Here is a 19142-nt window from a genome sequence, read left to right on the forward strand (position 1 = left end):
ATGGCTTCCACTCTGTTCGGTGAGACCTTGCCCCGCCGCCTTCAGAATCCTAATATCTTTTTCTAAAGGTGCAGATTCAATATACGAGCTCTGGCAATCCGCCATTTGTTTCGTCGCGACGAAGTTGCGACACAAATGGCGGATTGCCAGAGCTGACCCCGACTTAGTTTAAGGTAGCCTTCAGCGCTTTGTGCGAGAATTGGCCGGACTTTTAACCTTGATAACTTGATGATGATGAGCAATCGTAACGTACTGCTGGCGATCGCCTTTGTGAGCTTTGGCATGATCGGCGCAGCGATGTATCTGCAGCATGTGCTGTACCTGATGCCTTGTCCGCTGTGCGTGATCCAGCGTTACCTGTTCATCGCGCTCGGCGTCGCGGCCTTGATCGGCGCCTTGTCGTCCAGGCCGAAAGTGGCGGCTGGCGTGGGCCTGCTGGCCGCGCTGGGCGGCCTCGGCGTGGCGATCAAGCAGTTGTGGATCCTGGCCCACCCTGGCCTGTCCTGTGGCATCGATCCAATGGAAACGCTGCTGAACAAGATCCCCACTTCGGAATACCTGCCATGGCTGTTCTACGCCGAAGGCCTGTGCCAGGACGCGAATGAGAAGTTCCTGGGCCTGGTGATCCCGATGTGGTCCTGCATCTGGTTCGGCATTTTCGCCATCGTTACTGCGTGGCTATTGCTGCGCAAGCGCGCGTGAAAGACCAGGTCACGGCCGGCATCACGCTTGGCGCCTTGCAGCGCAAGCCGCTGCTCGATCCGGTCGACCAGCGTATTCTCGTTTGCCATGCGCTGGGCATCAGCCGCACGGCGCTGATCACCCAATCGGAGCGCGTGCTGAGCGCGGAGGAAGCGGCACGCATATCGGCGCTGCTGCTGCGCCGCCACGATGGCGAGCCGGTGGCTTATATCGTCGGCCAGCGCGAATTCTACGGCCTCGATTTTGAAACCACCCCGGCGGTGTTGATCCCGCGTCCCGATACGGAACTGCTGGTGGAGCTGGCACTGGTGCGCCTGCCGCCGCGCGGCAAGGTGCTGGACATGGGTACCGGCAGCGGCGCCATCGCCGTGGCCATCGCCCACAGCCGGCCGGACGCCGGCGTGACCGCGTTGGACGTGAGTCTGGACGCCCTGGCCGTGGCCGCGCGCAATGCGCAACGCAATGGCGCCAACGTGCGTTTCCTGCACAGCGACTGGTACGCCGCGGTGGAAGGCGAACGGTTCGACCTGATCGTCTCCAACCCGCCCTATATCGCCGATGGCGACCGCCACCTGTCGGAGGGCGACCTGCGCTTCGAACCGAGCGGCGCACTGACCGATTTTGCGGATGGCCTGAGCGCCCTGCGCATCATCATTTCCGGCGCCCAGGCCAAACTGGCGCCGGGCAGTTGGCTGCTGATGGAACATGGCTACGACCAGTCGGCCGCGGTGCGCGAGCTGCTGTTGTCATCCGGTTATGCAGATGTGCAAAGCTGGCAAGATCTGGCCGGCATCGAACGGGTCAGCGGCGGCCGCCGGCCCGGGTAAAATACGGCAACATGCGGCTTCCGGGCGGTTTTTGGGCCCCATCGTACGCGCTTTTCGGTTTTCGGTTAATCTCGCACCAATTTGATTTGCTGCATCGGAAAGGAAGTAAATTGTCCAATCTATTGACTCGCCGCCTGGCCTTGTTGGCCGATGAAAAGCACCGTGCGGTGCTGCGCGGCGGCCTGCGCGGCATTGAGCGAGAAACCTTGCGGGTACAAGCGGATGGCCACCTGGCGCACACGCCACATCCCCTGCCACTGGGCTCGGCCCTGACGCATCCGCACATCACCACCGATTACGCTGAGACCCTGCTGGAGTTCATCACCCCGGCGGAGCATGACATCAAGACCACGCTGGAAAAGCTCGATGCGATCCACCGCTTCAGCTACACCAAATTGGGCAATGAGCTGATCTGGAGCCAGTCCATGCCTTGCGAACTGCCGGGCGAAGAAGACATCGAGATCGCGTGGTACGGCAAGTCCAACCTGGGCATGCTGAAGCACGTGTACCGCCGCGGCCTGGCGCTGCGCTACGGTAAGGCGATGCAGTGCATCGCCGGCATCCACTACAACTACTCGATGGACGAGCGCCTGTGGCGCATCCTGGCCGAGAACGAAGGCGCGACCCACGTTACGCCCAAGGCCTACCAGTCGGAAGCCTACCTGGCGACCATCCGCAACTTCCGCCGCTACAGCTGGCTGTTAATGTACCTGTTCGGCGCTTCGCCGGCGCTGGCCGAAGGCTTCCTGCGCGGCCGTCCGCACAAGCTCGAAAAACTGTCCGGCGACACGCTGTACCTGCCGTATGCGACCAGCCTGCGCATGAGCGACCTGGGTTACCAGAACGAGGCGCAATCCGGCCTGCATCCGCACGAGAACAGCCTGGATTCGTATGTGGCCACGCTGACCAAGGCGGTCAACCAGCCTTACGAGCCGTATGCCCGGATCGGCACCAAGGTCAATGACGAGTGGGTCCAGCTGTCGACCAATGTGATCCAGATCGAAAACGAGTACTACTCGACGATCCGTCCGAAACGCGTGATCAATACCGGCGAGCGTCCGATCCAGGCGCTGTGCAACCGCGGCGTGCAGTACATCGAAGTGCGCTGCATGGACGTGGACCCGTTCGAGCCGGTCGGCATCAATGTGCAAACCGGCCGCTTCCTCGACGTGTTCCTGCTGTTCACCGCGCTGGAGGAAAGCCCGCTGATCACGCCGGAACACGGCGCACTGCTGGCGCGTAATTTTGCGCGCACGGTGAAGGAAGGCCGCCGTCCCGGCCTGACCTTGACCCGCGACGGCGAACAAGTCATGCTGAAGCAATGGGGCCTGGACCTGCTGGAGCGCTTCAAGCCTGTGGCGGAACTGCTGGACCGCGAACACGGCGGACGCGAACACATGGCGGCGCTGGAAGCGCAGGCGGCCAAGCTGCACGACCCGGAAACCACGCCTTCGGCACGCGTGCTGCAGGCGCTGCGCGCGAACGGCAAGTCGTTCACCGCTTTCGGCCTGCACCAGAGCGAAAAGCATGCGGCCTACTTCCGCAGCCATCCGCCGAGCGCGGAAGACGTGGCGCGCTTCGACGACATGGCGCGCGTCTCCCTTGCGGAGCAGGAAGAACTGGAACGTACCCAGACCGGCAGCTTCGACGATTACGTCAAGGCCTACCGCGCCAGCAACCTGTGCCCGAACCACTGCACTTGACCCTTGCTCACTTTCTTTAACGAACAGCACGCGCAACAGTTCGGCGGCACGGAGCATCTGGTCAGGTCCGTGCAGGCAGAACTGGAGCGGCGCGGGCTGGGCCAGATCGTGACGCCGCAGAGCGTTCCGCTCACCGCGCTTGAGCGCACGCACAGCCCGCGCTACCTGGCTTTCCTGCGCAATGCATGGAGCGAATCGCAAGCGCAGCCGAAATTCACGGGCTGGCCGATCATCACCGCCAACCAGATGGCGATACGCACCATGCGCACCGATATCGAGCCGGAAGACTTCCTCGCCCGTTTTGGGCTGTATTCAATGGACACCTTCACGGGGATCGGTGCCGGCACCTGGAGTGCGGCCAAGGGCGGCGCCGACTGCGCGGTCAACGCCGCCCATGCCTTGCGGGTCGGCGAGCGCGGTACCTTTGTGCTGACGCAGCCGCAAGGCCACCACGCGGGGGCCGATTTTTGCGGCGGCTACAGCTACCTGAATAATGCGGCGCTGGCCGCCCAGCACTTGCTGGACGACGGACTGGCCAAGGTTGCCATCCTCGACCTCGACTACCAGCACGGCAACGGCGCCCAAGGCATATTCTACGAGCGGGCCGACGTGCTGTGCCTGTCGATCCATGGCGAGCCGCGCCAGACTTTTCCCTACTATTGCGGCCACGCCGACGAGACCGGCGCCGGTGCCGGAGTGGGCTACAACGTCAACATCCCGCTGGCGCCGGGCTCCAATGCAGCGGCCTGGTTCGCCGCGCTGGAAACGGCTTGCGTACGCTTGTCGATGTACCGCCCGGAGGCGCTGGTCGTGGCATTGGGCGGCAACATCTTCCACGGCGAGCAGCATGGCGGCTTTGGGCTGGCGCCCGCCGACTTCCTGCGCCTGGGCGAGCGCCTGGCCTGGCTAGGCATTCCCACCACTTTCCAGCTGGAAGGCGGGACGATGCGGCGCGAACTGGGCACCAATATCGTCAACGTGCTGGAAGGCTTCGATTGCGCCATGGTCTAGGCTAGCCGGGCAGCGCCAGCCGCGCTTCCAGGCCGCCGCCTGCGCGCTGGCTCAGCGCCAGGCTGCCGCCCATCGCGGTGGCCAATTGGCGGGCAATCGCCAGTCCCAGGCCGGTGCCGCCGGTTTCGCGGCTGCGTGAGGATTCCAGCCGCACGAAGGGTTCAAAGACCGCCTGCAGCGATTCCTCCGGAATGCCCGGGCCGCGATCCAGCACCTTGATCACGATGCCGCCGCGATCGGCGCCCGCGCCGTCCGGCCGCGCAACGTGCACCTCGGCGCTGCCGCCGAATTTGAGCGCGTTGTCGATCAGGTTGCCCAGCACCCGGCGCAGCGCCTGCGGGCGCAACTCCATCGCATGGCCAACTGCGCCATGCAGCGTGACGTCCTGGCCCGCATCGGTGTAATCGTGCACCATGCTGTCGAGCAGCGCGTCCGGATCGATGCGCGTGGGCGCTTCGGCAGTGCCGTGCAGGGTGCGCGCATACGCCACGCCTTCCTTCACCAACTGCTCCATCGCCTGCAAGTCCTGGCGCAGCTTGGCCTGCTGCGTTTCGTCATCCATCATGTCGACCCGCAGGCGCATGCGCGTGATCGGCGTCTGCAAGTCATGCGAAATCGATGCCAGTATCTGGATGCGCTCCGCCATATAGCCGGCGATACGCTGCTGCATGGCGTTGAAGGCGCGCGCCGCACGCGCCACTTCCGACGGTCCGCTTTCCGCCAGGTGGGCGCCCTGCATGTCGGGGCCGAGCGCATCGGCCGCCAGCGCCAGCTGCTCCAGCGGGCGGGTGGCCAGACGCACCGCCAGCCAGCAGCACAAGGCAAACACCGCAAGCTGCGCCACCATCAGAGCGCCAAACCAGGGCGACATCGGCACGTCGCGCATCGGACGGAAATCGATGGTCAGCGGCATGCCATCGTTCAATCGCAAGTGGACTTGATAGCGTTCATGTTCGCCGAGAATCTGATGCACGGTCAGCTTGTATTTCTTGCCGACGCCTTCCTCGAACGAGCGCACTGCGTTGGCTTCCAGCACGTCCAGGTGCGGCAAAGCTTCGTCACATTCCTCCAGCCTGAATTCGTAGCTGCGGCGCGCCAGGCGCGGCAACCACTCCGCACGTTGCGGGGCAGGCAGGGCGTCGAGCAGGGCTACCGAAGTGGTGACCTCGCGCTCGATATAGCCCATCATCATATTGGTGGTCGCCTCGTTCCGCTCGCGCATGGTGAGCCAGAACGACAAGCCCTGCGCCACAGCCACGCCAAGGCAAAGCAGCAGGCCGAGGCGCGCGAACAGGCTGCGCGGCCAACGCAGGCGCATCATGGCTCACCAGCCGCCAGCGTGACCGCCGACGAGAAGACGTAACCCTCGCTGCGCAGGGTCTTGATGTAGCGCGGCTCGCGCGCCGTGTCGCGCAGGCGCTGGCGCACGCGGCTCACCAGCAGGTCGATCGAGCGGTCGAACTGGTCGGCATTGCGGCCCTGGGTCAGGTTCAGCAGCTGGTCGCGCGTCAGCACGCGCTGCGGATGATCGAGGAACACGCGCAGCAGGCGATATTCGGCGCCGCTCAACGCGACTTGCGTGCCGTCGGCATCGATCAGGTGGCGCGCCACCGTGTCGAGGCGCCAGTCGCCGAAGGCCAGCATCGGTACCGATTCATTGACCTGCATATTCGGCGGCAGCATGCGCGTGCGGCGCAGCACCGCGTTGATGCGCGCCAGCAGTTCGCGCACGGCGAAGGGCTTGGGCAGGTAATCGTCGGCGCCCATTTCTAGTCCGATGATGCGATCGGTTTCGTCATTGCGCGCGGTCAGCATCAGTACCGGAATGGCTTTGTGCTTGCCGGCCCGCAGGTCGCGGCACAGCGCCAGGCCGTCTTCGCCGGGCAGCATCAGGTCCAGCACGACCAGGTCGGGCGTGTCTTCCTCGATCACGGCGCGCATCTGGCGGCCGTTGGCTGCCAGCGAGGTGCGCAAGCCGTTCTTCTGCAAATAGGCGCCGATCAACTCGCGGATATCGCGGTCATCGTCAACGATCAGGATGTGGTCTTGGTTTTCCATGGAGCCATGATACCCAATGCCTGGGAGAGATTTGTATCCCAGTGTGTACAGCCGGACCAGGTACACAAAACATTGCACAGCCAGGGGGGCGGCGAAATATGCCGGATACCTGCGAGCGTTCCAATGGAGTCATTCCACCACACGGAGCCGACCATGACCAACCCGCTCGACACACCGCTGGCCTTCCTGGCCGGCCTGCTGACCATCGCTTCGCCTTGCGTGCTGCCGATGCTGCCCATCCTGCTGGGCTCCGGCGTCAACCAGCGCAACCGCCGCCGACCGCTCTTCATCGTGGCCGGCTTCATCCTGAGCTTTGCCAGCTTTGCCATGCTGCTCGGCGTGGTGTCGGCCACCATCGACGTGGCGCAGGAAGTGCTGCGCAATACCGCCATCGCCCTGCTGGCCCTGTCCGGCCTGTTCCGCCTGTGGCCGGCGCCATATGCGTGGCTGGTCGCCCGCCTGCCGGGCCGCAGCGCCAGCGCCGCGCCGCGCGAAGACGACGGCAGCAACGGCGGCGCCTTCCTGCTCGGCGTATCGCTGGGAGCCGTCTGGACGCCGTGCGCCGGGCCGGTGCTGGCCTCCATCCTGGTGCTGGTGGTGAAGGCGCAAGACCCGGCCTGGTCGGCCCTGCTGCTCACCTTGTATGCCATCGGCGCGGCCGTGCCCATGCTCGGGATTATTTACGGCGGCCAGTACGCCACCCAGCGCGTGCGTTCCGTTGCCCGCCATGCCCAGCGCCTGCAACAAGTGTTCGGCGTGCTGGTAGTGGCCACCGCCATCGCGATCTACCTGCAATACGACACCCTGGCCTATTCCTGGGCCGCCCAACACCTCCCCACCCTGAAAGGACTGTGAACATGAAGAACACCCTGAAATTCCTGGCTGCCGCGGCAACCCTGCTCGGTGCCAGCGCCGGCGCCAGAGCGGCCACGGCGCCGTTCGAAGCCCCTGAATTCAGCGGCATCACCCATTGGCTCAACAGTGAGCCGCTCACGATCAAGCAACTGCGTGGCAAGGTGATACTGGTTGATTTCTGGACCTATGACTGCATAAACTGTATCAACACCCTGTCCCATGTCGTGCAGTGGCACGACAAGTACAAAGACAAGGGCTTGGTCGTGGTCGGCGTCCATACGCCGGAGTACGCTTTCGAGCGCAAGACCGAGAATGTGCGCACCGCGCTGAAGCGCTTTGACATACGCTATCCAGTCGCCCAGGACAACCGCTACGCCACCTGGAACGCGTACAACAACCGCTACTGGCCAGCTTTCTATTTGGTCAACAAGAAGGGCCAGGTGGTGTACACCCACTTCGGGGAAGGCCAGTACCAGCAAACCGAAGCGCGGATCCAGCAACTGCTGGCTCAAACCGAGTGAGTTCAAGATGAGCGAAAAATTCTTGAAAAATAGCTTGCAATTGAATCGCACACTATTTATAGTGTGGACATGGGCAGCACACACCGCCCCGGAAGCTGGAAACAAATAGCACGCTAGTTAATCGCTCACAACTCACAAAAAGGAAACATCATCATGGCAAAGATCTCCAACATCCTGTACCGCGCCAACGCCACCTCCACCGGCGGCCGCGAAGGCAAATCCACCTCCAGCGACAATGCACTGGACGTCAAGCTGACCACGCCCAAAGAACTGGGCGGCAACGGCGCGTTCGGCACCAACCCGGAGCAACTGTTCGCAGCCGGCTATTCGGCCTGCTTCATCGGTGCCCTGAAGTTTGTTGGCGGCCGCGACAAGATCGCCGTACCGGCTGACGCTTCGATCAACGCCACCGTCGGCATCGGCCCGATCGAGACCGGCTTCGGCATCGAAGTGGAATTGAAGATTTCACTGCCAGGCGTAGACCGCGCCACCGCGGAAAAACTGGTGAACGCCGCCCACATCGTCTGCCCGTACTCGAATGCGACGCGCGGCAACATCGACGTCACCCTGACCATCGTATAAGCAAGCAAGGGCCCGGCAGCACAGGCGGCCGGGCCCACCTTCAAGGAGAAATATCATGAAAGCATTTGCAACCATCATCGCTTCCGCCGCCCTGGCCCTCTCCACTGCCGCCCAGGCAGCGCCGCCCGACACCATCAGCGGTGAAGGCTACCAGGCCGACATCAGTTTCGTATCGACCAAGACCCGCGCGGAAGTAAAGGCTGAGACCATCGCCGCCCTGCGCCGTGGCGACATCCTGACCGGCGAACTGTATCCGCTGGATTTTGCCTCGCCGATCCGCGGCAAGACCCGCGCCCAGGTGAAAGCCGAGCTGGCCCTGGCCATCCGCAATGGCGAGATCCGCATCGAGCAATAAGCTGGCATAAAATGGTCGCCTCCCACCAAGCGAGGTGACCAATGACTGAATGGCAGTGGCTGGACTTCAACAGCATTCCCAACGCCGACCTCTACGAAATGCTGCGGCAGCGGCAAGAGGTCTTCGTGCTCGAACAGCAGTGCTTTTACCCGGATATGGACGGCTGCGACCAGGCCGCCCACCACCTCTTGGGCTGGCAATCGGTCGACGGCAAGCGCACCCTGGCAGCCTACCTGCGCTGCATCGCGCCCGGCATCAAATATCCTGAAATGTCGCTGGGCCGTGTGCTGACCACGCAAGCGGCACGCGGCAGCGGCGCTGGCCGCCAGTTGATCGCGGAAGGCATCCGCAATGCGGAAGCGCTGCATCCCGGCCATCGCATCCGCATCGGCGCGCAGGCCCACCTGGAAAAGTTCTACGGCAGCTTCGGCTTCAAGGCGGTGGGCGAGCCCTATGACGAGGACGGTATTCCGCACCTGGAGATGCTGCGCTGAGCAAAAAAAAAACGGCCCGCAGGGCCGTTTCTTTTTGGTCAGGCTAGCACCCGCTCAAGGAGCGGTAACGGAAACCACCTCGATCTCGAAGATCAACGGGGCGTTTGCCGGGATGCTGCCCTGCGCGTTGGCGCCGTAGGCCTGGTCGGCCGGGATGATCAGGGTACGCTTGCCGCCCGCTTTCACGCCAAGCAAGCCATTTTCCCAACCCTGGATGACTTTATTGTCGCCCAGCTTGACGGAGAATGGCGTGCCAGTAATACGCGAGGTATCGAAGCGCAGGCCTTTCTTGTCGGTCACGCTGCCGTTGTACAGATAGCCGGAGTATTGCACGGACAGGGTGTGGCCTTTGGCCGCTGCCAGGGTGCCGGTGCCAATCACGTCGTCGATGATCTGGAAGGGCGGCTGCGTGGTTTGGGCTGGTGGCGTGGCATTGACCGCGGTCAGTTCGATGTCGTACACCACGTCGGTGTTGGCCGGCACGATGACGTTACCAGCGTTATCTTTGCGACCGTCCTTGCCCCATGCCATATTGGCAGGAACTTCCAGCGTGCGCTTGCCGCCCACCTTCATGCCAAGAATGCCGAGGTCCCATCCCTGAATACGGCTATCGACGTTCAACAGGAAAGAGAACGGCGCGCTGGAGGATTCAAATTTCGTGCCCTTCTTGTCAGCCTTGTTGTTGTCCCGCAGGTAGCCGGTGTAGTTGATGGTCACCAGGTTCCTGGTAGCAGCAGTTGCGCCGGTGCCGATCACGGTGTCGGTCTTCGGAATCAGCGACAGCGTTGTGAAGGAAACCACCTCGAGATCGAAGACCACGGCGGTATTGGCCGGCACTTGAAGTGTTCCGGCGGCGTCCGTGTAGCCGGCCGGGCCGAATGCCATGTTTGCCGGGATCAGCCAGGTGCGCTTGCCGCCCACTTTCATGCCGACCAGGCCTTGGTCGATGCCGGGAATAACGGCTCCGACGCCAACGGTCACCACTTGCGGTGCGCCGACACGCGGCGTGATGAACGGCTTGCCGCCTTTTTTGTCCGCCTTGGTCTCGTCGTACACGTAACCCGTGGCATAGTAGGACACCAGGTCGCCGCTTGCCACGGCAGTGGGGCTGGTTCCCACGACTTCACCTGCCGCCATAGTGTAGGCGGGCTGCGGTGGCAGGGGCGTGGTGTCGTCATTGTTGGCACCACCACCGCAGGCGGTCAGCGCCGCGGCGCAAGCCAGGGTGGCGATTGCCTTGAACATCGAGTTCTTCATTTCAATCTTGCCTATTCGTCAAATGAGTCGGGGTAACGGAGCAGAAGTTTAGCAGACCGTTAATCCCCCCTCCATATGACGCAACTTCCGTTACAAATTAAATTTCCACTTGTGTGCCGAGTTCGATGACGCGGTTGGGCGGGATTTGGTAGTAGTCCGCCGCGGCGCGCGCATTGCGCGACATGGCCACGAACAGGTGCTCGCGCCATGGCGCCATGCCGGCGCCCGGCGACGAGATCACGGTCTGGCGCGCGATGAAGAACGAGGTTTCCATCATCTCGAACTTCAGGCCTTGTTCTGCGCACAGGGCCATGATGGCCGGCACGTCCGGCTCGTCCTTGAAGCCGTAATTGATACTCAGCTGGAAGCACTCGTGGCCCAGGGGGGTGACGCGTACCTGCTCCGCTGGCGGCACATAAGGCTCTTCCACGATGTGCACGGTGAAGAACACCACGCGCTCATGCAGCACCTTGTTGTGCGACAGGTTGTGCAGCAAGGCGTGCGGCACGCCGTCGCTCTCGCCGCGCAGGAACACCGCGGTACCCGGCACGCGGGTCGGTGGCGCCATGAACAGCGAGCTCAGGAAGTCTTCCAGCGGGATCGCATGCTTTTCCAGGTTCTTGAACACCAGCTCGCGGCCGGTGCGCCAGGTCAGCATGACCGTGAACAGCGCGGTACCGAGCAGCAGCGGGAACCAGCCGCCATGGAACAGCTTCAGCGCGGAGGACGAGAACAGCATCACGTCCATCACGATGAAGAAGCCGGTCGCGGCAAAGCACACCAGCAGCGGCAGGTGCCAGCGGTAGCGGATCACGAAGAAGGTCAGGATGGTGGTCGCGAACATGGTTGCGGTCACCGCGATACCGTAGGCGCTGGCCAGGTTGTCCGAGCTCTGGAAGCCAATCACTGCAATCAGCACCACGATCAACTGCAGCCAGTTCACCACCGGGATGTAGATCTGGCCGATTTCGCTGGCCGAGGTGTGCTGCACGCGCATGCGCGGCAGCATGCCGAGCGCAATGGCCTGCTTGGTCATCGAGAAGGAACCGGAAATCGTGGCCTGCGACGCGATCACCGCAGCGGCGGTGGACAGCATCACCAGTGGGTACACGCTCCACGCGCCCAACTGGTTGAAAAATGGGTTGGCAATCGCATCGGGATTGCGGATCAACAGCGCGCCCTGGCCCAGGTAGTTCAATATCAGCGAGGGGAAGCAGACCCAGAACCAGGCCATGCGGATCGGTTTCTTGCCGAAGTGGCCCATGTCGGCATACAGCGCCTCGGCGCCGGTAATAGCCAGCACCACCGCGCCCAGTGCCACGAAGGCGATGAAGCCGTTGTCGCGCATGAATGCCAGTGCATGGGACGGCCACAGCGCATGCAGGATGGCCGGGGTTTCAACAATATTGATGGCGCCCATGACCGCCAGCGCAGCGAACCAGATCATCATGACCGGGCCGAAGAAGCGGCCAATGCCGGCCGTGCCGTGACGCTGCACCGAGTACAGGGTGACCAGCACGATAATGGTCAGCGGCACCACGTACTGCTTCAGTCCCGGGGCTGCCACTTCCAGCCCCTCGATCGCACCCAGCACGGAAATGGCCGGCGTGATCACCGAGTCGCCGTAGAACATGGTGGCGCCGAAAGTACCGATCAGCAGCAGCGGGAAATGCCACTTCGGCGCGGCCTTGTGCACCGAGTTCAGTGCCAGCGCCATCAGGGCCATGATCCCGCCCTCGCCGCGGTTGTCGGCGCGCAGTACCAGGAGCACGTATTTCAGCGACACGATCAGTGTCAGGCTCCAGAAGATCAGGGAAATAATGCCCAGCAGGTTGGCCTGGTTGAGGGCCAGTCCGTGGGTGGGGTCGAAGACTGTTTTGAGGGTATAGAGGGGGCTGGTACCGATATCGCCGTAGACAATGCCAATGGCGGCCAGCGTCAGCGCGGCAACGCTGCTTTTCTTATGTTCTGACAAGATTTCACCCAAAAATGGTTTTGGTGCATCGCACAATAGGCCAACTATAGGCCTTTTGCAAGTTTTTCAGCCGCCGGTGAAAACCTGGCGGATATGCTATTTTCCACCTTTACGCATAGAAAATCATCGCTCTCATGAATACCGGCATGCTGTACGCCGCAGGCGCTTTCCTGTCCTGGGGACTCTTCCCACTGTATTTTCACGCAATTAAGAATGTGCCGGCGTCCGAAATCCTGGCGCATCGCATGGCGTGGTCGCTGCTGTTCCTGATGCTGGTGCTGGCGGTGCGGCGCCAGTGGAAATGGCTGCCGCAAGTGCTGCGCCAGCCGAAGGTGGTGGCCAGCTTCCTGGCCAGCGCTTTCCTGCTGAGCGCGAACTGGTTTGTGTATATCTGGGCGGTCAACAACGGCCATGTGGTGGATGCCAGCCTCGGCTACTTCATCAACCCGCTGGTAAACGTGTTGCTGGGCATGCTGGTGCTGAAGGAAAAGCTGCGCCGCGGCCAGTGGCTGGCGATCGGCATTGCAGCCACGGGCGTGGCCTGGCTGACCTGGCAGGCTGGCCAAATCCCCTACATCGCCCTGGTGTTGGCCCTGAGTTTTGGCGCCTACGGCCTGTTGCGCAAAACTGCGGCGCTGGCGGCGCTGGAAGGGCTGTCTTTTGAAACCCTGATCCTGTTCCCGCTGGCGGTGGCTTACCTCGGCTGGCTGGTATACCACGGCCAGAGCGTATTCCTGAATGCCGAGTCGAACAGCACGCGCTGGCTGCTGGCGGCCGCCGGCCCGACCACGGCGATTCCATTGCTGCTGTTTGCGGCAGGCGCGCGCCGCATTCCAATGTCGGTGCTGGGAATGCTGCAGTACATGTCGCCCTCGCTGCAAATGTTGCTGGGCGTGTGGGTCTTCCACGAAGCGTTTTCCTCGACCAGGCTGGTCGGTTTTGTGTTCATCTGGAGCGCCTTGGCGATCTATATGCTGGAGGGCTGGTTGACCAGCAGAAAGGCGAGTTGAGTGTCGGAAAATTTTACACCGTTACCACTATGATAAGCCAAGTTTCCTTTGCCCAATTGAGTTTTCCGCAATTGAATCAATGATCTAGGGAAAATTGGTTGCATCCAGGCATGACAATTGCTTAATTCTCGGTATCACTTCGGGAGAGCATAATGGTAAGCAAAAAGTTTCTGGCAGGCATCGCCGCCGTTTTCTGTGCAGCATCGGTGCACGCGGCCCCAGTCGCTCTTTCATCCTCGCTCTCGCTGGACAATTACCTGACGACTGGCCTGAGCCAGAACCTGCAAGTCGACGTCAACAGCCTGCTGGCCGGCAGCGGCCTGTCGCGCGCTTCGATCATGTCAGGTTCCCTGACCGTGTTCGGCTATTCCGCCGCCGACTATGGCCTGAGTTCCTCGGTCAAGCAATTGAACTATTCAGTGGACCGCACCACCACGGATTGCAACAAGCAGGGCAAGTGCAAGGTGGTGAAGGACAACTTCCACGTCAAGCAGTTCAACGCGAAGTACAGCGACAACGTGGTGGACCAGATGGAAGTCCGCACCGGCGCCGCTTCCGGCTCCGACAGCGTCGACGAACACATTGTCTCGAACACGGACAGCGGACAGATCGAAGACAAGAAAAAGCGGACCGGCTCCGAAAACGGCGGCTACAACTACTTCTTTAACCAGGACATCAACCAATACGACGCCTACCGCGGCGACCTGTCGGTGGAGTTGACCCTGGATGCACTGGCCCTGAACGACCTGGTCGCCGACGGTATCCTGAACCTGACCATCAAGTCCTTGCTGGGCCAGTTCAATATCACCGACGTGCGCCTGGATTTCGTGGCACAGGAGGCCGTCCCGCCAGCCGATGTTCCTGTGCCGACCAGCCTGCTGCTGACCGGCCTGGGCCTGATCGCACTGGCCACGGTGCGCCGCCGCAAAGCATAAGCGGACGCACGCGCGCCTGAAAGGACCCGGCAATTGCCGGGTCTTTTTTTATGCGCCACCACAATGCGCTAAACTAGCGCCTTTACGAACCGACAAGAACACATACCGTGGCCAATTACGTCTATACCATGAACCGCGTGGGCAAAATCGTCCCACCGAAACGCCAGATTCTGAAGGACATTTCGCTGTCCTTCTTCCCGGGCGCCAAGATCGGCGTGCTGGGCCTGAATGGCTCCGGCAAATCGTCCCTGCTGAAAATCATGGCGGGCATCGACACCGATATCCAGGGCGAAGCGCGCCCGATGCCGGGCCTGAACATCGGCTACCTGCCGCAGGAACCGCAGCTCGATCCTGAAAAAACCGTGCGCCAGGAAGTCGAGTCCGGCCTGGGAGAGGCCTTCAATGCGCAAGCGCTGCTGGAAGCCGTCTACGCCGCCTACGCCGAAGAAGACGCTGACTTCGACGCGCTGGCCAAAGAGCAGGAACGCCTGGAGTCGATCATCGCTGCTGCCGACGGCGGCAACCTGAACCTGCAACTGGAAATGGCGGCCGACGCGCTGCGCCTGCCGCCATGGGACCAGAAGATCGGCGTGCTGTCCGGTGGTGAAAAGCGCCGCGTGGCGCTGTGCAAGCTGCTGCTGTCGAAGCCGGACATGCTGCTGCTCGACGAGCCGACCAACCACTTGGATGCGGAATCCGTGGAATGGCTGGAGCAGTTCCTGGTACGCTTCCCGGGCACCGTGGTCGGCATCACCCACGATCGCTACTTCCTCGACAACGCTGCCGAATGGATCCTGGAACTGGACCGCGGCCACGGCATTCCGTGGAAGGGCAACTACTCTTCATGGCTGGACCAAAAGCAGGACCGCCTGAAGCAGGAAGAAGCCACCGAGTCCGCGCGCCAGAAGGCGCTGCAAAAGGAATTGGAATGGTCGCGCCAGAATCCGAAGGCGCGCCAGGCCAAGTCCAAGGCCCGTATGGCGCGCTTCAATGAGCTGAGCGAATACGAATACCAGAAACGCAACGAGACCCAGGAGATTTTCATCCCTGTGGCCGAGCGCCTGGGTAACGACGTGATCGAGTTCAAGAACGTCACCAAATCGTTCGGCGACCGCCTGCTGATCGACAACCTGTCGTTCACCATTCCGCCGGGCGCGATCGTCGGCATCATCGGCCCGAACGGTGCCGGTAAGTCGACCCTGTTCAAGATGATCGCCGGTATCGAGCAGCCGGACAGCGGTGAAGTGGCAATCGGCAAGACCGCCAAGATTTCGCTGGTGGACCAGAGCCGCGACAAGCTGGACAACGAGAAGACCGTGTTCGAAGCAGTGTCCGGCGGTGCCGACATCCTGAGCGTGGGCCGTTTCGAAATGCCGTCGCGCGCCTATGTGGGCCGCTTCAACTTCAAGGGCTCGGACCAGCAGAAGATCGTTGGCAACCTGTCCGGCGGTGAGCGTGGCCGCCTGCACCTGGCCAAGACCCTGCTGATGGGCGGCAACGTCCTGCTGCTGGACGAACCGTCCAACGACCTGGACGTGGAGACCTTGCGCGCGCTGGAAGATGCACTGCTGGAGTTCGCCGGTTCCGTGATGGTGATCTCCCACGACCGCTGGTTCCTGGACCGTATCGCGACCCACATCCTGGCCTTCGAAGGCGATTCCCAGGTGACCTTCTTTGCGGGTAACTACCAGGAATACGAAGCCGACAAGAAGAAACGCCTGGGTGAAGAAGGCGCCAAGCCGAAGCGTATCCGCTACAAGCCGCTGCACGGCTAAGAAGAACCGAGGCTGCTAGCCGCAAGTTCATCAGGTGTCAGGCACTTGTGCCTGACACCGGTTTACCGGTTCTCAAAAAAGGAGCCCCCAAATGCGCAAGCAATTTCTATGTGGACTGGTCCTCGCCAGCGCAGGCGCCATTGCGCACGAGGCCCCGATCGACAAGCTGACCTGGCTGGCCGGTTGCTGGTCGCACACCGGTGCCGAAAAAGGTTCAGTGGAAATGTGGACCCTGCCGGCCGGCGGCACCATGCTCGGCGTCGCCCGAACCGTGAAGAACGGTAAAACGGTCGAGTGGGAACACACCATGATCCGCGAAACCGAGCCGGGCATCTGGGCCTATGTGGCCAAGCCGAGCCGGCAACTGGAAGCAGCTTTCCCGATCAAATCGATCGGCGAGGGCGAAGTGATATTTGAAAATCCGCAGCACGACTTCCCGCAACGGATCATTTACAAGCGCGATGGTGCCGACGGCATCAAGGCGCGGATCGAAGGTGTCTCGAAGGGCAAGGAAAAAGCCTTCGACTACCCGATGCAGCGGACCCAATGTCCGAATGGCGGGTGAGGCGGGCACAAGGACATTGGCAGCGCCAGGCTGCCGTTGTCGCACCCGGCCTCGATCGGGACTTTGCGGGGGGAAGCAGCTGAACTGCCCTCCCCCTCGACTCAGAAGCTGGCCTTCACACCCAGGTTGACCGCGCCTTTGCGGCGACCCTGGTCGATGTCGTTCTTGCCGAAGTGTTCATACTCCAGCACGCCCGACACTTTCTCCGTGAAGGCGTATTCGGCACCAACCGAGGCGTACAGCGCGTTACGGCTGCTGTCGCCGTTGTACGCGGAAGCCAGGCCGGTAGCATTCACATCATTCTTGTTGTGAGCCAGGCCCAGCTTGCCGGTCAGGGCAACCTGCTGGTTGATCGGGAAGGTGCCCTTGCCAGCCAGGTAGAAGGACTTGGCCTTGCCTTCGATGCTGCCGGCGCCGGCGCCAGTCGTGTAGTTATACGACTGCTTGCCGAAGTCCACATAACCGGCTTCCACGCCCCAGGTCTTGTCGATCTGCACACCACCGAAGATCTTGCCGCCATACTCGGTGGTTTTCTTGTCGCCGTCGCTGGTGTCATTCGGCAGGGTGTACTTGTTGGAGTTCGCCACGACGCCCGCGCCGATGTACGGCTTCAGCTCTTGGGCCTGGACCGATGCCGCGCCCAGGGCAACGGCGGAAGTGATAAGTGCGAATGCGAATTTTTTCATGTTCGTGATCTTTCAGCAAAAGTAAGTCGGACTTGCTTGGGATCGCGCTTCGTCTGTGGAAGTGCGATGGAAAGCACGATAACACTGCCAAAAGTTCAAGGGGGAGTCGAAGCGGTAAGAATTGTGTGCATTTGTAAGCGGTCTTGAATTACCAATATTCAACCCAAAATGAGCGAACTTGGCATCAGATAAGCCTAAATGTCAGGTTGATGCGCGGACCGCAGGGTTTTCGCTGCTTATTGATGCCATGCCGCCAGCAATGCTGGAGTTTTCCGGCCATCAACAACAGGCTGCCGTCGGCGAGGTCGATCTTGACGGTTTTGGGCTGCGTCTTGTGCTTCAGGATAAAGGTGCGGGTGGCGCCGAAGCTGACCGAAGCAATGGCCGGCTGCAGGCCCAGCTCCGGTTCATCGTCGCTGTGGAAGCCCATGCTGTCCTGCTCGTTGCGGTAATAGTTCAACAGCAGGCTGTTGAAGCGCTTGCCGCTGGCGGCCTCGACAGCGCGCTTGATTTCGAGCTGCCAGGGCGTGAACGGCAACGGTTCGAAAGTGCGGCCCGAGTAAGTATAACGCCGCTCGCCATACCAGGCACTGAGACGCGGTTGCGCCACTTCGCGGCCGAACAGGAAAATGGTTTCCGCCTTCCACGCCGTTTCATCCAACAGGCGCTGCATAACTTGTGCGTTATCCACAGGCAGCACCAGCTGCTGCATGAAATACAGCTCGCCGTCGTCGATTGGAATGGGCAACAACTCGGCTTCAGCAGAAAACAGGTCCATAAGCGTTATCATATAGCAATGAACAAACGTCAATTCCTCGGCGCCGTGGCAGCGGCAGGCGCCCTCCCCTCGTTGGGCGCCGCGCATCCCAAGGCTGAGCGCGGGCCGGCGCTGCTGACCGTGACCGGCGCCATTGCCAAGCCAAACCGCGGCGGTTTCGACCGTGTCGCTGACCAGATGATGCATCGCCAACGCCTGACATTCGACAAGGCCTTCACCTTCGATTTTGCCGCACTGGCCGCGCTGCCGGCGATCACGATCAAGCCGACGCTGGAATACGATGGCCGGCCGCACACCCTGTCCGGCCCGCTGTTGGTAGACGTGCTGAAAGCGGCCGGCGCGCAAACTGGCGACAGCAGCAACCTGATCCTGCGTGCAGTGGACGGTTATGCGGTGGCAGTGGCGCTGGCACGCGCCAAGGCGCAGCGCTACATCGTTGCCACCCACCTGGATGGCGCGCCGATGGCGTTGGGTGGATTGGGTCCCCTATGGGCGATTTACGATGCGGATCGCGTGCCGGAAATGGCAAGCAGGCCCGTCGGCGAGCGCTTCGCTACCTGCCCTTGGGCCCTGTATCACATCGAGGTTCAGGCGTAAGCTTCAGCCAGCGACATGACGCGCGGCGTGATCGCGACGCCGACATCGCCGAAGATCTTGTTGATGATGGCCATATTGGCTTCGGCTTCTTCCGCCTTCCAGCCGTTGAACAGGTCGGTGCCATCTTTCTGGAAGTGCAGGTCCAGCACCTTGCCACGGTCCTTGTGGGTATAGCCGGAGCTGTGCACTTGCTTGAAGCCGCCGGCAGCCAGTGCTTCGAGCACGGAAGCCGGCGGATTATCCGGGTCGGTGGCCATGTACACGCCGAAAGTCTTTCCAGGCGGCTTGGCGGCAATATCCACTTCGTAAATGCCGGGCGCCTTGGTGACAGACGTGGATTTCAAAAATAACATAGCGTTCCCCTAGAACTGTGTATGTGGCTTAGGTGGACAAGCTTATTGCTAACGGCCAATTTTGTCACTCGCCGGGTCTATCTTTTTGCTCCCCCACAACAGA

The 19142-nt window shown here is 61.7% G+C and carries 21 protein-coding genes; 14 read left to right on the forward strand and 7 right to left on the reverse strand.

Annotation, left to right across the window (positions count from 1 at the left end):
* The first annotated feature begins 231 nt into the window (after positions 1–231).
* From BM269_RS03105 to BM269_RS03120, 4 genes are all read left to right on the forward strand, one after another.
* Entirely contained in the window at positions 232–702 is a 471-nt protein-coding gene (locus BM269_RS03105) for a disulfide bond formation protein B (protein WP_090435954.1), read from the forward strand.
* Positions 699–1529, forward strand: a complete 831-nt coding sequence (gene prmC / locus BM269_RS03110) for a peptide chain release factor N(5)-glutamine methyltransferase (protein ID WP_090435597.1) — start codon at positions 699–701, stop codon at positions 1527–1529. Before BM269_RS03105 ends, prmC begins: the two co-directional genes overlap by 4 nt.
* Positions 1530–1639: 110 nt before the next feature.
* A complete protein-coding gene (gene gshA, locus BM269_RS03115) occupies positions 1640–3232 on the forward strand; it encodes a glutamate--cysteine ligase (RefSeq protein WP_090435598.1) in 1593 nt (530 codons plus the stop codon).
* A gap of 3 nt (positions 3233–3235) precedes the next feature.
* Positions 3236–4243: a histone deacetylase family protein gene (locus tag BM269_RS03120; RefSeq protein WP_090435599.1), complete on the forward strand. Its 1008-nt coding sequence runs from the start codon at positions 3236–3238 to the stop codon at positions 4241–4243.
* A gap of 1 nt (position 4244) precedes the next feature.
* Here BM269_RS03120 and BM269_RS03125 read toward each other — a convergent pair whose 3' ends face one another.
* Together BM269_RS03125 and BM269_RS03130 are read right to left on the reverse strand one after the other, a co-directional pair.
* Positions 4245–5564, reverse strand: coding sequence for an ATP-binding protein (locus BM269_RS03125; protein WP_090435600.1), 1320 nt, complete (start codon positions 5562–5564; stop codon positions 4245–4247).
* Positions 5561–6301, reverse strand: a complete 741-nt coding sequence (locus tag BM269_RS03130) for a response regulator (RefSeq protein WP_090435601.1) — start codon at positions 6299–6301, stop codon at positions 5561–5563. The genes BM269_RS03125 and BM269_RS03130 overlap by 4 nt, the downstream gene beginning before the upstream one ends.
* A gap of 153 nt (positions 6302–6454) precedes the next feature.
* On the opposite strand from BM269_RS03130, the gene BM269_RS03135 reads away from it, so the two are divergent.
* The 5 genes from BM269_RS03135 to BM269_RS03155 all read left to right on the forward strand — a co-directional run bounded on the left by BM269_RS03135 (position 6455) and on the right by BM269_RS03155 (position 9108).
* Positions 6455–7156, forward strand: coding sequence for a cytochrome c biogenesis CcdA family protein (locus BM269_RS03135; RefSeq protein WP_090435602.1), 702 nt, complete (start codon positions 6455–6457; stop codon positions 7154–7156).
* 2 nt (positions 7157–7158) lie between these two features.
* A complete protein-coding gene (locus BM269_RS03140) occupies positions 7159–7677 on the forward strand; it encodes a thioredoxin family protein (protein WP_090435603.1) in 519 nt (172 codons plus the stop codon).
* A gap of 153 nt (positions 7678–7830) precedes the next feature.
* Entirely contained in the window at positions 7831–8259 is a 429-nt protein-coding gene (locus BM269_RS03145) for an organic hydroperoxide resistance protein (RefSeq protein WP_090435604.1), read from the forward strand.
* A gap of 55 nt (positions 8260–8314) precedes the next feature.
* Entirely contained in the window at positions 8315–8614 is a 300-nt protein-coding gene (locus tag BM269_RS03150; protein ID WP_090435605.1) for a DUF4148 domain-containing protein, read from the forward strand.
* Positions 8615–8655: 41 nt separating this feature from the next.
* Positions 8656–9108 (forward strand): GNAT family N-acetyltransferase, encoded by a 453-nt coding sequence (locus BM269_RS03155; RefSeq protein ID WP_090435606.1) that lies wholly within the window; start codon positions 8656–8658, stop codon positions 9106–9108.
* A gap of 54 nt (positions 9109–9162) precedes the next feature.
* Here the strand turns inward: BM269_RS03155 and BM269_RS03160 are convergent, their stop codons facing one another.
* A complete protein-coding gene (locus BM269_RS03160) occupies positions 9163–10365 on the reverse strand; it encodes an FKBP-type peptidyl-prolyl cis-trans isomerase (RefSeq protein WP_090435607.1) in 1203 nt (400 codons plus the stop codon).
* A 97-nt stretch (positions 10366–10462) separates the two neighbouring features.
* Positions 10463–12343: a potassium transporter Kup gene (locus BM269_RS03165; protein ID WP_090435955.1), complete on the reverse strand. Its 1881-nt coding sequence runs from the start codon at positions 12341–12343 to the stop codon at positions 10463–10465.
* Between the two features lie 131 nt (positions 12344–12474).
* Between BM269_RS03165 and rarD the strand changes: the two genes are divergently transcribed.
* From rarD to BM269_RS03185, 4 genes are all read left to right on the forward strand, one after another.
* The gene (gene rarD / locus BM269_RS03170; RefSeq protein ID WP_090435608.1) at positions 12475–13350 is read left to right on the forward strand and encodes an EamA family transporter RarD; all 876 of its coding nucleotides are present in this window, start codon (positions 12475–12477) and stop codon (positions 13348–13350) included.
* A gap of 152 nt (positions 13351–13502) precedes the next feature.
* The gene (locus BM269_RS03175) at positions 13503–14285 is read left to right on the forward strand and encodes a PEP-CTERM sorting domain-containing protein (RefSeq protein ID WP_090435609.1); all 783 of its coding nucleotides are present in this window, start codon (positions 13503–13505) and stop codon (positions 14283–14285) included.
* Positions 14286–14392: 107 nt separating this feature from the next.
* Positions 14393–16060, forward strand: a complete 1668-nt coding sequence (gene ettA / locus BM269_RS03180) for an energy-dependent translational throttle protein EttA (protein ID WP_090435610.1) — start codon at positions 14393–14395, stop codon at positions 16058–16060.
* 91 nt (positions 16061–16151) lie between these two features.
* Complete coding sequence (locus BM269_RS03185; protein ID WP_090435611.1) at positions 16152–16625, forward strand: DUF6265 family protein; 474 nt, start codon at positions 16152–16154, stop codon at positions 16623–16625.
* 101 nt (positions 16626–16726) lie between these two features.
* Here BM269_RS03185 and BM269_RS03190 read toward each other — a convergent pair whose 3' ends face one another.
* A complete protein-coding gene (locus BM269_RS03190) occupies positions 16727–17311 on the reverse strand; it encodes a porin family protein (protein WP_090435612.1) in 585 nt (194 codons plus the stop codon).
* Between the two features lie 184 nt (positions 17312–17495).
* Entirely contained in the window at positions 17496–18089 is a 594-nt protein-coding gene (locus BM269_RS03195) for an alpha-ketoglutarate-dependent dioxygenase AlkB family protein (RefSeq protein ID WP_090435613.1), read from the reverse strand.
* Positions 18090–18107: 18 nt separating this feature from the next.
* On the opposite strand from BM269_RS03195, the gene BM269_RS03200 reads away from it, so the two are divergent.
* A complete protein-coding gene (locus BM269_RS03200) occupies positions 18108–18686 on the forward strand; it encodes a putative pterin-binding protein (RefSeq protein ID WP_090435614.1) in 579 nt (192 codons plus the stop codon).
* Here the strand turns inward: BM269_RS03200 and BM269_RS03205 are convergent.
* Entirely contained in the window at positions 18677–19039 is a 363-nt protein-coding gene (locus BM269_RS03205) for a hypothetical protein (protein ID WP_090435615.1), read from the reverse strand. The genes BM269_RS03200 and BM269_RS03205 overlap by 10 nt on opposite strands.
* Positions 19040–19142 lie beyond the last annotated feature (103 nt).

Origin of the sequence: Duganella sp. CF458 (assembly GCF_900113115.1) — a bacterium.
In the GTDB taxonomy this organism is placed as follows: Bacteria; Pseudomonadota; Gammaproteobacteria; order Burkholderiales; family Burkholderiaceae_D; genus Rugamonas.